This window comes from Paraglaciecola sp. L1A13, from assembly GCF_009796745.1.
Lineage (GTDB): Bacteria > Pseudomonadota > Gammaproteobacteria > Enterobacterales > Alteromonadaceae > Paraglaciecola.
In genome coordinates this window covers 2,928,972-2,942,578 of sequence record NZ_CP047024.1, presented here as the reverse complement: position 1 = coordinate 2,942,578, position 13,607 = coordinate 2,928,972, and the positions used below count along the sequence as shown (strand labels likewise).

The following is a 13,607-nucleotide window of genomic DNA, read 5'->3' as shown; positions in this document are numbered from 1 at the left end:
CTAGAGTTAATCGGTGTTGCATTGTTGCTTTTCTACCATGAAACTCTTTTAGCATTAATACAACCTCACGCAACCCTTTATGTTTAACCGCATTATGCCTGTGACTGCCTGCGCTATATTGTAACCTATGCGTAAAGCCCCTAGGCGGGATAAATAGTATGATATTCTTTTGCGAAAATTGATTTTTATTGCCCTTTTCGCTGTGATGCGGCGTGACGATGTAGCGCATTAACCTCGGTGTTCAAAGGTTGTTTTAGCGTGCAACTGAGACAATGCAGACGTGACGAACAGCAACGATTAATACAATATCTATTACAGGAATAAAAGACTATGGCGAACGATACAAACTACAAAAAAAACAAAATCGGTGATCACGTACTTAAGCCTGAAACTATGATGATGTCCTACGGTTACGATCCGCAACTATCACAAGGTTCGGTTAAGCCTCCGGTTTTCTTGACGTCGACCTTTGCCTACCAAACACCGGAAGAGGGGGAAGAGTTTTTCAACATTATGGCTGGCCGTAAGCCTGCGCCACAAGGCAGCGTGGGCGGACTAATTTACAGCCGTTTCAACCACCCAAATGTGGAAATTGTCGAAGACCGCCTATCTGTGTTCGAGGGCGCTGAATGTGCGGTCGTTTGCTCCAGCGGGATGGGCGCCATCAGCGCCATACTGCTCGCCTACTTGCGCCCTGGTGATGTGATTGTGCAAAGTGCTCCTCTTTATGGCGGCACTGAAACGCTTATCCGAAAATTCTTACCTGAGTTTAATATTCAGACTGGCGAGTTTCACGATGGTCTGGACGAGGCCGGAATGCTTAGCTCGTTACGTGAAGCGGGTAAAAAAGGTCGGGTAGCTATGGTCTTTGTTGAATCACCGGCGAATCCGACAAACGCGCTTGTTGATTTCGAAGCACTTAACCGCGTTTTGGACATAATCAAAATGGAAACTGGTCACCGCCCAATCAGTGTTTGCGATAACACTCTTATGGGGCCCGTTTTCCAACAAGTGGTACCTCAAGGCATTAATATAGCCATGTACTCACTAACGAAATACGTGGGGGGGCACAGTGATCTTGTCGCTGGCGCTGTATGCGGTAGTCGTGAAATGCTGCGTCCAGTTCGTGCTACTCGCGGCGCACTGGGACTCAACCTAGACCCACACACAAGCTGGATGATATCGCGCTCACTGGAAACCTTAAGTATTCGAATGGAACGCGCCGCCGACAGCGGCCGTAAAGTGGCACATTGGCTCGCGAACAATGCTTATATCTCAGCTAAAATCCTGCACCCTGACTTTATCGAAGATAAAGCCTATCAAGCAGTCTATAAGCGCCAATGTTCAGGCCCTAGCTCGACATTCTCTTTCGTACTGAACGTAGCAAAGTCAAAGGCATTTTGTTTAATCAATAATCTGTCTATTTTTAAATCAGCCGTTAGCCTTGGGGGGACTGAAAGCTTGGTATGCCACCCAAGCAGTACAACTCATTCAGGGGTGTCTGCTCAATTACGGGATAAATTTGGCGTTACCGAAGGTCTCATTCGTTTATCAATTGGTTTAGAACATCCTGACGACCTAATTGCCGACCTTGCTAATGCGTTCAGCGCGACATTTAAGGATAAGAAAACTGGGTAAAATTAAAATAGCGGTAAGTTAATGAATAGAGGCGAAAAAAGTTCGCTTCTTGGATTTCCCTTAACATTGATTGCTGTTTATTTTCCGTTGAATTGATATGTTAACAAATACCATTTTATAAAAAGAAACAGGCTCTAAGCTACCTTGCGATCAGATGATAGAATTATATTATCTGAAATTTTAACGTGTCTGTTTTTATCGATTTATATACCTATGTGGTATATTTTTATCAAGCGCATTTCTACTATAATCCTATTATTCAAGTTTATGATTGCTGTGCAGTATTTGCTTTATTAAAAAGTCTGCGCAAAAAAAACGGATTATTAAATAAACACGATGAATATGCTCAAAGCCCCTACATTAAATAGACAAACTGGGTTCACCTTAATTGAGTTGATTATTGTTATTGTCATATTAGGCACTTTAGCGGTAACGGCTGCACCTAAATTTCTTGATTTGAGTGGTGATGCTAATGCGGCAGTATTAAAATCTGTGGGTGGTGCTATGCAGTCTGCTGGGAAGTTAGTGTACGCCAAAGCGGCAATTCAAGGACTTAATAACTCGGAACTAGGTGAAGTTGACTTAAATGGAGATGGGGTATCGGATATAGAAACGAGATACGGATACCCTAGTGGCTCTCGCAATAATGGGATTTCTAAAGCCATGAGTGATAGTTTTGAAACAGACTGGATATGGTCTACAGACTACCAGCGAACAAAAGTTTACCTCACCTTTGCGTCACTTACGCATACGTCTGGCGCATATGTTAATCAAGTGCCAATCGTCGCTACAAATTGTTATTTAATATATTACAGAGCGGTTAGCGTGGGTTTATCACCTACCATTGAATATACGACCTCAGGTTGTTAGAGGCGTTTTATTTTCAAGACATTGCCCAAGACCAAACTTACCGCCTTCACCGCCAAATCCGCTTTGTCTCCAACCGTTATGGAAGTCTTGGTGCTCAAGTGGGCTTACTACTACTTCTTCATCTACTGAGAAGTAGTCTACGTCTTTACCTATTTGGACTACTATCCCTCAGCGTCTGCAAGCTCAGCTAACGTTGTGGAAATATCAACCACCCCGGACAGTGCTATGTCGTTCTCGGATAATTACTTGTAAAAGACGCGCAGTTTGAAAATGAAGAATAGTCAGCAAACTGAGCAAATGTTGAATCATCTGTCGACTAAACGTTCCTTACTTAACAAAATTCATCGGTATGGTTTGCAAAAAGTGTAATAAGATAAGCGTTGCGATTCACAAGTTTAAAGATAAATAGACTCAATTAAAACACCAAGGAGGCGACTTTGGCCCAGCCTGTATTACTCGATTTTAAGCACCATAGCGATACCCGTGTTATCACTGACAGAGGTATTCAGTTCGGTGAAAACGTGCATTTCATCCCAGTTATTGCTGACGAAGTTCGGGCGCTAGCAATCGCTTATCCAATCTGTTTTTTAAAAGACAACAGTAACGGTCAATTTGGTTTAAATGTGTTAACGGGTTTTGAAGCCGCAGAGAATCTTTTTTTACAGAACAATGAATGGCGAACGCATTACGTACCCATTCACTTGAGACGCCAGCCTTTCATTGTTGGTGTAACTGAAGATGGCGCAAAGCCCAATAGTGACAATACCGTATTGACCTTAGATATGGACAGTCCAAGGGTCAATAAAGAGCAAGGGGAGCGTTTATTCGACGACCAAGGTAACGCAACAGATTACCTTAACGAAATGCTGGATTTACTAGGCCAGTTAATGTCCGGAAATAATCGAACAGAGGTCTTTATCAATGCATTGCTAGAGCATGAGTTAATTGAACAGGTTCAATTAACTATTACGCTCGCTGACGGACAACAGAAGCGTTTCGATGGGCTTTACAATATAAATGAAACTAAGCTCAAGGCTTTAACTGGACCAGTGCTCGAAGAATTTCACAGCAAGGGTTACCTGCAAGCGTGTTACTTGATAGCTACTTCGATGGGGAATATACAGAAGTTAGTGAAGTGGAAGAAAGAAGCTAAATAACCAACTAACTAAAAAACCAACGGCTGTCTAAGTGCCTTAGCGCAGCCGATTGATTACACGCTTCACTTATTCTTGAACTTCGGCCACTGAGTCAACCTCGCCAATTTAAATGGCATAGTTAAGGTGACCAATCAAGAATAGGCGCAAATGCGCAAAGCTTCAAAAATTTGTATAAAGACGGCAGGTGAGAGTTGGCATGCCTAGAATTCTCTTTAACCTTTAATTTAAGGCAAGCAGTAACCTAAATGGCATACTGACCAGTCGTTCTCTAGTCAGATTCCTGTGAATTCTTTAACCGATGCTAAATAAGCAGGTGTTATGGCTGTCATGTTAATGATAGGAAGATCAAAGATATATTAATTATGTATGCTTATCCTCAACTGACGTTATAGCTTCAATATTAATAATGTTAGAGCGATTTAAGGTAATTTTAAAGCGCTGCGTTTGTCGTTGGTGTTGCTTATCTGTGTGCATTAAAACTACGTTTATTTGGTAGCGCCGCTCAACAGCTTGTTTGGTTATTTTACTGCTATCGAGTGAATATAAACGACCTTCTCCTTTTTTTAAAAAACGGATAAAGGGAGTTAAATTAAAATAAATACGTTGTTGAATCGCATCGTAACCAGGTAAAAAACTTTTAGCATTAACTTTTGTGTCGCTGCGAAAATGCAGTAATTGTGCAGCTTGTTTATTCTGTTGTCTTCGAGTTTGAAATAATTTATCTACTCGTTGGGGCAAATCTTTATTGCGAATGTATTCAAGCCAAATTGTTTGACTCGCAACTCGACTTTTATTGACGCTATGGCGATATATGATTTTCCATTTTGGCAGACCTTTTTGAATAAGACGCCAAATGATACGTGTAATATCGTCCTTAAATATTTCCCTTAACCCGTATACGATGCCCAACATACCGACTAATGCAATAGTCACTTCTGTAAAGTTAGTCCGAGCGTTTAACACAAGCACCATAACAAAAGCCATAATAATTGCCGTGACGGTACCACGTACAATACGGTTTAAATTGCTATTGAGGTTTTTAATTTCTTTTTGAAATACCACACCATATTCGATTAAGCGTTGAAGTAATCGCATTTTATTGGTGATGCGATTCGGGTCAGACAGGGTGACTTGTGAATTATATTGGTTTTCTTCTCGATACTCATTTTCACTGCGACACAGGGCAAACAAAAAATTTCTTTCACTTGTAAAATCACTGCTTTTAGGCGCTCTCGATAGCAGCTTTAAAAATGATTGCTCCACTTGCCAACTGAGGTAATTATCAGCATTTTCAAAATATGCCCTGAGTTTTTGATCAGGGGGGGTATATCTTCTTAGCTTCTTTAACAGCCCTGAAATTTGTTCTGCTAACTCTATGGCATGGGGATAAAAATCTTTGCTTTCTTTAAGCTTAATGGTTTGTTTTATATCCGTGTCTAATGCAGTACGAATTTGATAAGAAAATAAATTAAGGTTCAAGCGATAATCACTTTGCTCGCCTTTTTGTTGGCTAATAAAACGACTTCGAACTAAAGGTACATGCAGTTGATCTGAGTAATAAGCACTATTGCTTTGGATACTATTATGAAAATAATGCTCTTCTGCTAACGTTTTGGGGCTAATGCCCATTTCGTCAGGTAGGGAGAAGTACAGATCGAGTCGCTGCTGGTCACTAGGCAACAACTGATAACTAACTTTTATGGAAAGGTTTTCGTCTTGGGTGAGCTTGATTTTATTCACTTATATCCTTTCTCCTTTTCGGTTATGTTGCTTAGGCTGAGTCTAATAATTATGCCTTACTTTAGCGCATTGCCCAAATTGATCAGTTTGCGTGCTACGTAGCCGTTAACTAGAGCCTTATTGACGAATTTTAAATTTATTTACCAAGAAAGATTTTTTCGCTGAAGATTTGTGTTTTAAATATGTATGGGCTGTTTAGAGAGTTAGGCAGTTACACCTGTTAAATGTGTTAGTCGCTAAGCATAAAAATTGAAGCATTGCTTTTAGTGTAAATCATGTAATATATCAATATCATGCATGGTGCTTTTATCCTTTAGTTATTTTGTTGCGTCTAATATTGAAACAATGGCATTTGAGTGCACCATACTTGTCTATGTTAATGTTTCCGCTTAAATTTATAAGGGAATTTTTTAAAGATAAGTCCTATGTGATGACACAGATTATAGTGTAGTTATCAGTTACGAAACGAGATTTTATGAAAAACTTATTAATAAGAATATGTTGGCCTATACTGCGGTTTTTCGAGCCTGATGAAGCACCGACAAATTATAAAAAGTCTCACCGAGTCGCCTTGAATGTTGTAGGTGCCTTATTCCTCATTCTTTCGTTCGTTTCGGCGACGGCGGCCAACTTCATTGGTGGGGTTGGTTCACTTATACCTGTGATATTTTTTTTCTGCGGAGGGGGCGTTGCACTTATTGTGGGAGGGCTTGGTTCGAACGGAGCTGTTTCAAAAATATGGGGTACCAAATAAATTGTCCAGGTGAGTATCTCTTAATATAGAAAAATTGGGCGCCTCAAGTCAATATTGGATACTTCGATATGATACGTTTGGCAGAGATGACTATATGGGGGGATTGCATCATGATAAGCGCTCTAAACGGCAAATCTATTCGTGTTTCACCAGCTAGAATTCTTAAATTAAATAAATCAGCATTGATACTGTGGATTTAACGCACCACTTTTTTATTATGGGTGTCATAATAAGCGGCATTATTATCAAGGGCTTTAAACCGATATCATGACAAGAAAAATATTATCTCTTAAGTTGAAAAAAAATAAAGATACTCAACAAGCAGATAAGGCAGTTAACGAGGTCAAGGATACTCCTTATGTTGACCCGCAAAAACGTTTTACTAATGGTGTAGCCATCAATCCTAATCAATGGATCCAGCTAGAGTTAGGGTCTGAGCAACCTAGCACGCGAGCGATGGATCTGATTACACCAATTGGAATGGGTCAACGCGGCTTGATTGTTGCTCCACCGGGCTGCGGAAAAACAACCTTGTTAAAACATATTTGCCAAGCGGTGGGCAAAGCGTATCCCGAGATAAAGCTTTATGCCTTGCTGATTGACGAACGGCCGGAAGAGGTCACTGATTTCAAACGCAGCGTGCCAGCTGAAGTGCATGCATCATCCTCGGATGAAAGCTACGATCAGCACGTGCGGATGGCCAATAACTTATTAAATAAAGCTCGTCGTGAAGCTGGCGAAGGTCATGATGTAATGATTGTCATTGACTCTCTCACAAGACTTACGCGTGTACATAATGCAGAGCGAAAAAGTAGCGGGCGCATCATGTCTGGCGGCATTGATGCTAGAGCAATGGAAATACCGCGAAAACTGTTTGGTGCCGCTAGAAAAATTGAAAATGGTGGGTCGCTTACTATTTTAGCAACCATACTATCGGATACCGGAAGCCGGATGGACCAAGTGATTTTTGAGGAGTTCAAGGGCACGGGCAATATGGAAATCGTTTTATCTCGGGAAGTCTCAGATCAGCGTATTTTCCCTGCGCTAGATATTGCCAAAAGTAGTACACGCCGTGAAGAGCTACTGCGCAGTTCGAACGATCTAGAAAAAGTTAGAGTGCTGCGAAGGGGATTGACTCATCTCAAACCTGTTGATAGCGCTAAAAAACTTGCTGAGCTACTTGAGAAATACCCAACCAATGCTGCGTTGCTAAACAACTTTGTCGCCAAAAAAATATAAACATATGTTGATGAAACGTCTTTTAACCAAGTGATTTCGAAGATGAATGCTTTAGATATCAGGTGGAATTACAAGTATTTACGTAAACTAGTAAATGAGTAAATATCTAATCGTAAGGGCTGTTAATTGAATTAGTTGAGAGAGGGACTGAGCTTAAGGTGCTATGTTTGTGGCTGACCGATTCTATATTCGCTATCAATAGCAGGTTGGAATAAAGTTACTTTTTTCTAAATATTATTATAGGTTTTTATATATCGAAATGGAAATAACAACTATTCATTTTGCTAACGAATTGGCTGAGCAACTTAAACCTTTCGCGCCATCCCTAGCGCAACGCAAGAGGCAGAAACTAAAGCTAATTATTCATGCTGGCACACCTAAAACGGGTACCACAAGTTTACAAACCTATCTTAATAAAAAACAACGCAAGCTCAGAGGCAAAGGGATCCTTTATCCACATAACCTTGAACAATCGGCTAATCCCACTGCGCCAAGGCATCAATGGTTTGAGAAGAATTTAGTGACTACTCATGTGGAAAATTTTCTGGCAAATTTTAAGAACATCATTTCGCAAGTCAAAAACGACACCCATACTATTATTCTGTCTTCTGAGGGCATATATAATTACTGGTGGGATTTTCCTAATGAGTCAAAGGATGTTTTATGTGCATTGAATGAACTTTTTAATGTCGAAGTATGGGTTTGGTTTCGTGAGCCACTGGGGTTTATCGAAAGCTTTTATAAACAATGTATTCGTAACCCTCAGGTACAGAGCAACCCATGTTACGGCAAAGATTTATCTTTTGCTGAGATGTTGAATATCCAATGGTTTTCACAACATTTAAACTATCAGGATTTTGTCAGTGAATGCCAAACCTTGTTTGGTGAAAAAAGCGTTTTAGCGTTTAAATATGATGGCGATGTAGTGCAAGAAGTCATACAGAAGTTAGGGTTATCTACACCACATGACAATCCGACACCAAGACAAAATAACAGTCTTAATAGTGCTTCAATAAAGCTACTAAGAACCATTAATCATTATAACGTTAAAGCAAAAGACAAAGAGCTTTTGATACCTCATTTAAAAGAAATGAACGGGATACTTGAGCACTATGTTAATGACACTTTGATTGACAACGAATCTAGAAAAAAGGTTTTAGAGTTGTCTAACGTGATGAATTTATACACTGCATTTCGTTAGCTTAAAAGTTTGATGGATTTAATTCGTATCCTGGCTGATTTTTAGAGCGATCATTTGTGAGAAAATTTGATGCTAGGTCACTAAGTCTGCGGGGAAATCTTGCATATATAAGACGGGATATTCTGTGCTGTATTACGTTCAATACCCATTACTTCATTGTTAAAACCTCCACGATCGTTTTATCGTCCTTTTATGGCTAACTAATTTACTAGAGAATAACTTACATTGATATTTACAGCCGTAGAACATATCTGATTATTGCTCACCAGCCATTAAATTGTCCAACCAAACGCATGTTCCATTCAAGGTATGAAAAACCGTTGTTAACTCAGAATGATCAATGCCAAAAAAGAGAACAGAAAAGAAAAGACATTTCAGCTACGCTCGCTGCAATGTCTTGTTCTTTATTATCTGGTTAATTGAGCAAACTTGCTGGATTAATTCAGATTGTGAGTGATATTGGTATTGCTAGGGGACACTCGCCAAATAATATTGCCTACGTCATCAGCAACCAATAGGTTTCCGCTATGGTCTAATGCTAAGCCGACTGGACGACCCTGGGCTTCATCATCTTTACTCAAAAAATCAGTTAGAATATCAACCGGTTTGCCCATAGGCTGATGATTTTTAAATGGTACGAAAATTACCTTATATCCTGCTTTTGGGGTGCGATTCCAAGATCCGTGCTGGCCGATAAACATACCTTCACCTAATCCATTTAATGCATTCGTTCCTTGGGTGTAAAGCAAACCCAGTGATGCCGTATGTGCGCCTAGAGCGTAGTCTGGCTTGATGGCACGCTCGACTAATTCTGGTTCACGTTGCTCAACACGGGTGTCTACATTTTGCCCATAGTAACTGTAAGGCCAGCCATAAAAACCGTTTTCAAGTACTGATGTCATATAATCAGGCACAAGATCATTTCCGAGTTCGTCACGCTCATTAACGACTGTCCAGAGAGTATCGCCTGACCAAGTCATGCCAACGGGATTACGCAACCCAGAAGCGAATGTTCTATGCTTAGCAGTTGCTATATCAATCTCCCAGATCGCAGCGCGACCTAGTTCTGCGTCAAAACCATTTTCGGCAATGTTACTGTTAGAGCCGATAGACGCATAAAGTTTGCTACCGTCTTTACTGGCAATAATATTTTTAGTCCAATGATGGTTCAGCTTTCCTGCGGGTAATTTTACTAGCTCTGTGGGCGCCTTGGTAATCTCGGTTTGCCCTTGCTGATAAGGGAAACTCACAATGGCGTCGGTATTGGCCACATAAAGTGTGTTGCCCACCAATGCCATACCAAAAGGAGAGTGTAGGTTTTCCAAAAAGGTCGTCTTGGTTTCGGCAACGCCGTCTTTATCGGCGTCCCGCAGTAACGTTATGCGATCAGCGCTTGGGGTACCTGCACCTGCTTTAGACATCACTTTTTTAGTTACCCACTGCTTTAAGCCACCGTCTTCATCATGTTTTTGTGGCTTATTACTTTCTGCCACAAGTACATCACCATTGGGTAAGGTGTATAGCCATCTTGGATGATCTAAATCTTGTGCGAAGCGATTCACCTGCATTGATGCAGAGGGCGCTGTGGGTTTTTCATCCTGTGGCCAACCAACAGCATTTGCTATATTTACATTGGGGATCAGTGAGGCATTCGGCTCAACTAATGTTGGGTCGCTACCAAATGTTATTGCCGGGTCAAGTTTTGAACTGTCAGAGCAGGCGCTAAGTCCTAGGACTGACAATATCAACATAGCACTGGAGAGGGAAGGTGTTCGAAACATGGTAATTCCTTGAATAGACGGGTAAAGCACAGCGTAAATAAAAGCACTTATCATTTACCACCGCATGGTGAATGGCGTGATAGCGCAATTATACCGTGCAAGCTTGAATTTAATTAGCATTTAAGTATCGATAGCAATTAGCAATAATTTTGCCAATTTTTAAAGGGTTTTAATTCTTGTGAGTTTAAATGGTACAAGACGCGGTTTTTATGGTTTTGGCGCTTTTTAAACGTCAAATTGCCGAATACTCTATGCGATTTAATTGCATATGGTTAGTCAATTTTACCTAGCATATTGTAAATAGCTGGTCGCGTTAAGCTAAAGGTCATTTAATTCTGCGTGTTTGTTGAATATTCGATATTTTTTAACCAGTTGTGCGTGATCTTGAGATTCTAGATAGTCTTTTAATGCGTGGTTAAACTGATTTTTAAGGTCGGATTGTAAAAAACCAACTTGGTAAGAATTGGGGGGAAATATATTATGGATAGTCACGGCTTTTCTGCTCGCTTTAGGCTCCATTGTGGCCTGCAGATCGTTGAATATATTGACATCCATCACTACGACTGACACATGGCCGTTTAGCAGCATAGCAACTTGCTTTTTTTGATCAGGTAGCTCTATATATAATGGCGCTTGCTTAGCAGCTAGAGCATATTCAGCGCCTAAATTCTTTGAAGCAGTTTGATAGGCCGCAATGGCAAAGTGATTAAGATCTTTTGGTCGTTCGATGGTCACGTTTTGAGATCGTAAGCTTATGGCAACATTTTGATATTGAATGTAATTGTCAGTCAACTGTACTTGGTCAGTAGCCAAGTTCTTCGTTAACGTGAGTGCCGCATCCACGCGGCCACGCATTAACAAACCAACCGAACGCCCATAAGGCACGTAAATAGGTTTGAACTTATAGCCCATACGGGCGAATATTTTCCGCGCTAAATCTAACTCAAAACCGCTGTCATCGGTAGAATTCACATACGGCGGTTTGCTCCAGCCAACCGCCACTTCAAGGGTTTTCTCGTCTTGGCTCGCTTGCACCTTTGAACAGACAAGAGCTGTTAGTATTATTCCCCATAAAGCGAACTGTAACGGGGTAGGTTTGATATTCATGTTGTTTTCTCAACTATGCTTAATACTGTCACTACTCCTAGTGACCGACTTTTCAGATTCATTCTTAAAAAATCAAAGTGTTAAGTCAGCTTTTAGTGTTTTTACAAACACCATAACAACACTAAATCACCTGAGTTTTTAAGATGCCTTGAGCATTTTTTTGCTGTCAGCCAGCAGATTGATGCTGTGTAAACGCGCTTTTTGATCATGTATCGGAAATGAAAATATCACTTCATCAACCTGACTATTTTGAATAAAGCGAGCCAATTGGCTATGAGCCGTTTCGGGCGAACCAACAATGGCGTACTGCAACGTATGTTCAATCATTGACAGTTCTGCCGGGCTGCACACCGCATTAATATCATCTACTGGTCTTGCGAAAGGCTTGTTCGCTCCTCGTCGTAGGTTGGCAAATTGCTGCTGAAGCGAGGTGTACAAATATTTAGCTTCATCATCTGTATCGGCAATCACTGCCATTACGCCAGCCATAGTGTAAGGCTGGGCTAATTGAGCAGAGGGTTTAAACTGACTGCGATAGATATTGAGCGCATCGAACAATGCATCAGGGGCAAAATGTGAGGCAAAAGAGTAGGGCAGTCCGAACTGCGCTGCTAATTGTGCGCTATATAAACTTGAGCCAAGTAACCAAATTGGCACGTGGCTGTCGTTACCTGGCACAGCGAGTATAGTCTGCTCAGCACTAGGCGTGCCTAAATAGCTTTGTAATGTACGCACATCATTCGGGTAATCCTCAACACCCGCTTGCATATTGCGTCTAAGCGCTCTGGCTGTAGCCATATCAGTGCCGGGAGCACGCCCTAAACCTAAGTCAACTCTGTCAGGAAAAAGGGCAGCCAAGGTACCGAATTGTTCAGCGATAATTAAAGGCGAGTGATTCGGTAACATGATGCCACCGGAGCCGATGCGTATTTTTTGGGTGGCTGCACCGATATGACCCAACACAACGGCTGTGGCTGAGCTACCTACACCGCGCATGCCATGGTGCTCTGCCAACCAAACTCGGTTATAGCCTAATTTTTCAGCATGAACAGCCAGTTGCCGGCTGTTTTCTAACGTTTGTGAGATGCTGTGTCCTTGTGCGATGGGAACCAAATCTAAAATGGAAAAAGGTGTCGAGGCTGTCATGGATAAATGTCCTTAAATACAACTGATGAAAGACATGTGGGGGTGACAGCAAAGGATTACAAGCGCCTTTCACCTGTACTGTATATTCGTATTATGTATAGTTTACGATAACGAATACCCCAAGGTTCCAAGCTTACCTTAGTTAGATATATGTTGCTTATTCTGGTGTGAGGTAGGCACTCAAATCTTGGCCGGGCACAATCGTGTTTTGGCTACCCTTTGCAAATACCACTGCTGGTAAATCTCCTTGTAAGGTTAAGGTATCCCCTTGGCGCAAAAGGGCAGTGCCTTCTCTTAAACCAATTACAGGCATAGTTGGATTGAGAACACAAAACTCTGCTATGCGCTGGGCGCGAGTTTCGCCGTTATGTCCAGGTGGTTGGTAATCACTGTAATGAGGATTGAGCTGAAAAGGCACCAGATTTAATGCATTAAATGAAGGTGGAAATACTATCGGCATATCATTGGTGGTACGGATTGAATTACCACATATGTTTGCTCCAGCACTCCAGCCTACATAAGGCTTGCCTTTACTTACTTGTTCTTGAATGCATTCAATTAAGTTATTGCTATATAACTGGTGCAATAGATTAAAGGTATTGCCGCCACCGACCATAATGGCGTCGGCTTGGGCTAAGGCCGCATGGCGATCTTCGTGTGCTTCAATGCCGCTAATACCTAATTTAGGAAGTGCTGCCTGCACTTTCGCCGTGTATCTCGGCCAGTTGATAGTCACGCCAGCATAAGAAATAAAAACGATATTTTTGCAATCCGCCAAGTGGCTTTCTATCATCTGCCTAGCATGGGCTAGATATTCTTCTTCGCCCGCTCTGGAGCTGCTTAACATCAATAAATTCACAACGCTTCCTTAAAAACTTCAAACACAGAATATGCAGCAATGATAACAAGTCGATATCTAACTTGATAACCGAAAAATAGGCAATAAAAAGCCGACCTGAGTCGGCTGTTTATTT

General features: G+C 41.3%; 11 protein-coding genes. 6 read left to right on the top strand and 5 right to left on the bottom strand.

All coding sequences use genetic code 11. The annotated features are described in order from the left end of the window. Positions 1–330 precede the first annotated feature (330 nt). From GQR89_RS12305 to GQR89_RS12295, 3 genes are all read left to right on the top strand, one after another. Positions 331–1,638 carry a cystathionine gamma-synthase family protein gene (locus GQR89_RS12305; protein ID WP_158770322.1) on the top strand — a complete coding sequence of 436 codons (1,308 nt, stop codon included), beginning with the start codon at positions 331–333 and terminating at the stop codon, positions 1,636–1,638. Positions 1,639–1,974: 336 nt separating this feature from the next. After that, complete coding sequence (locus GQR89_RS12300; protein ID WP_158770321.1) at positions 1,975–2,508, top strand: prepilin-type N-terminal cleavage/methylation domain-containing protein; 534 nt, start codon at positions 1,975–1,977, stop codon at positions 2,506–2,508. Between the two features lie 437 nt (positions 2,509–2,945). Continuing rightward, positions 2,946–3,665: a SapC family protein gene (locus tag GQR89_RS12295; protein ID WP_158770320.1), complete on the top strand. Its 720-nt coding sequence runs from the start codon at positions 2,946–2,948 to the stop codon at positions 3,663–3,665. A gap of 360 nt (positions 3,666–4,025) precedes the next feature. Here GQR89_RS12295 and GQR89_RS12290 read toward each other — a convergent pair whose 3' ends face one another. Further along, a complete protein-coding gene (locus tag GQR89_RS12290) occupies positions 4,026–5,405 on the bottom strand; it encodes a hypothetical protein (protein ID WP_158770319.1) in 1,380 nt (459 codons plus the stop codon). A 475-nt stretch (positions 5,406–5,880) separates the two neighbouring features. On the opposite strand from GQR89_RS12290, the gene GQR89_RS12285 reads away from it, so the two are divergent. The 3 genes from GQR89_RS12285 (at position 5,881) to GQR89_RS12275 (ending at position 8,599) form a co-directional block, all read left to right on the top strand. Continuing rightward, positions 5,881–6,159 (top strand): hypothetical protein, encoded by a 279-nt coding sequence (locus GQR89_RS12285; protein ID WP_158770318.1) that lies wholly within the window; start codon positions 5,881–5,883, stop codon positions 6,157–6,159. Between the two features lie 267 nt (positions 6,160–6,426). Next, positions 6,427–7,398 (top strand): transcription termination factor Rho, encoded by a 972-nt coding sequence (gene rho / locus GQR89_RS12280; protein ID WP_158770317.1) that lies wholly within the window; start codon positions 6,427–6,429, stop codon positions 7,396–7,398. A 259-nt stretch (positions 7,399–7,657) separates the two neighbouring features. Beyond that, a complete protein-coding gene (locus tag GQR89_RS12275; protein ID WP_158770316.1) occupies positions 7,658–8,599 on the top strand; it encodes a sulfotransferase family protein in 942 nt (313 codons plus the stop codon). Positions 8,600–9,036: 437 nt separating this feature from the next. On the opposite strand, the gene GQR89_RS12270 is transcribed toward GQR89_RS12275, so the two are convergent. The 4 genes from GQR89_RS12270 to pepE all read right to left on the bottom strand — a co-directional run bounded on the left by GQR89_RS12270 (position 9,037) and on the right by pepE (position 13,480). Next, positions 9,037–10,380 carry a sorbosone dehydrogenase family protein gene (locus tag GQR89_RS12270; RefSeq protein WP_158770315.1) on the bottom strand — a complete coding sequence of 448 codons (1,344 nt, stop codon included), beginning with the start codon at positions 10,378–10,380 and terminating at the stop codon, positions 9,037–9,039. 318 nt (positions 10,381–10,698) lie between these two features. Continuing rightward, positions 10,699–11,487, bottom strand: coding sequence for an ABC transporter substrate-binding protein (locus tag GQR89_RS12265; RefSeq protein WP_158770314.1), 789 nt, complete (start codon positions 11,485–11,487; stop codon positions 10,699–10,701). A 138-nt stretch (positions 11,488–11,625) separates the two neighbouring features. Beyond that, positions 11,626–12,633 carry an LLM class flavin-dependent oxidoreductase gene (locus tag GQR89_RS12260; RefSeq protein WP_158770313.1) on the bottom strand — a complete coding sequence of 336 codons (1,008 nt, stop codon included), beginning with the start codon at positions 12,631–12,633 and terminating at the stop codon, positions 11,626–11,628. A 157-nt stretch (positions 12,634–12,790) separates the two neighbouring features. Next, positions 12,791–13,480 carry a dipeptidase PepE gene (gene pepE / locus GQR89_RS12255; RefSeq protein WP_370461078.1) on the bottom strand — a complete coding sequence of 230 codons (690 nt, stop codon included), beginning with the start codon at positions 13,478–13,480 and terminating at the stop codon, positions 12,791–12,793. Positions 13,481–13,607 lie beyond the last annotated feature (127 nt).

Bases quoted from the DNA above. Each gene is read 5' to 3' on its own strand.
- GQR89_RS12305 (WP_158770322.1), top strand. From the start codon at position 331: ATGGCGAACGATACAAACTACAAAAAAAACAAAATCGGTGATCACGTA.
- GQR89_RS12300 (WP_158770321.1), top strand. From the start codon at position 1,975: ATGAATATGCTCAAAGCCCCTACATTAAATAGACAAACTGGGTTCACC.
- GQR89_RS12285 (WP_158770318.1), top strand. From the start codon at position 5,881: ATGAAAAACTTATTAATAAGAATATGTTGGCCTATACTGCGGTTTTTC.
- rho (WP_158770317.1), top strand. From the start codon at position 6,427: ATGACAAGAAAAATATTATCTCTTAAGTTGAAAAAAAATAAAGATACT.
- GQR89_RS12275 (WP_158770316.1), top strand. From the start codon at position 7,658: ATGGAAATAACAACTATTCATTTTGCTAACGAATTGGCTGAGCAACTT.
- GQR89_RS12270 (WP_158770315.1), bottom strand. From the start codon at position 10,380: ATGTTTCGAACACCTTCCCTCTCCAGTGCTATGTTGATATTGTCAGTC.
- GQR89_RS12265 (WP_158770314.1), bottom strand. From the start codon at position 11,487: ATGAATATCAAACCTACCCCGTTACAGTTCGCTTTATGGGGAATAATA.
- GQR89_RS12260 (WP_158770313.1), bottom strand. From the start codon at position 12,633: ATGACAGCCTCGACACCTTTTTCCATTTTAGATTTGGTTCCCATCGCA.
- pepE (WP_370461078.1), bottom strand. From the start codon at position 13,480: ATGTTAAGCAGCTCCAGAGCGGGCGAAGAAGAATATCTAGCCCATGCT.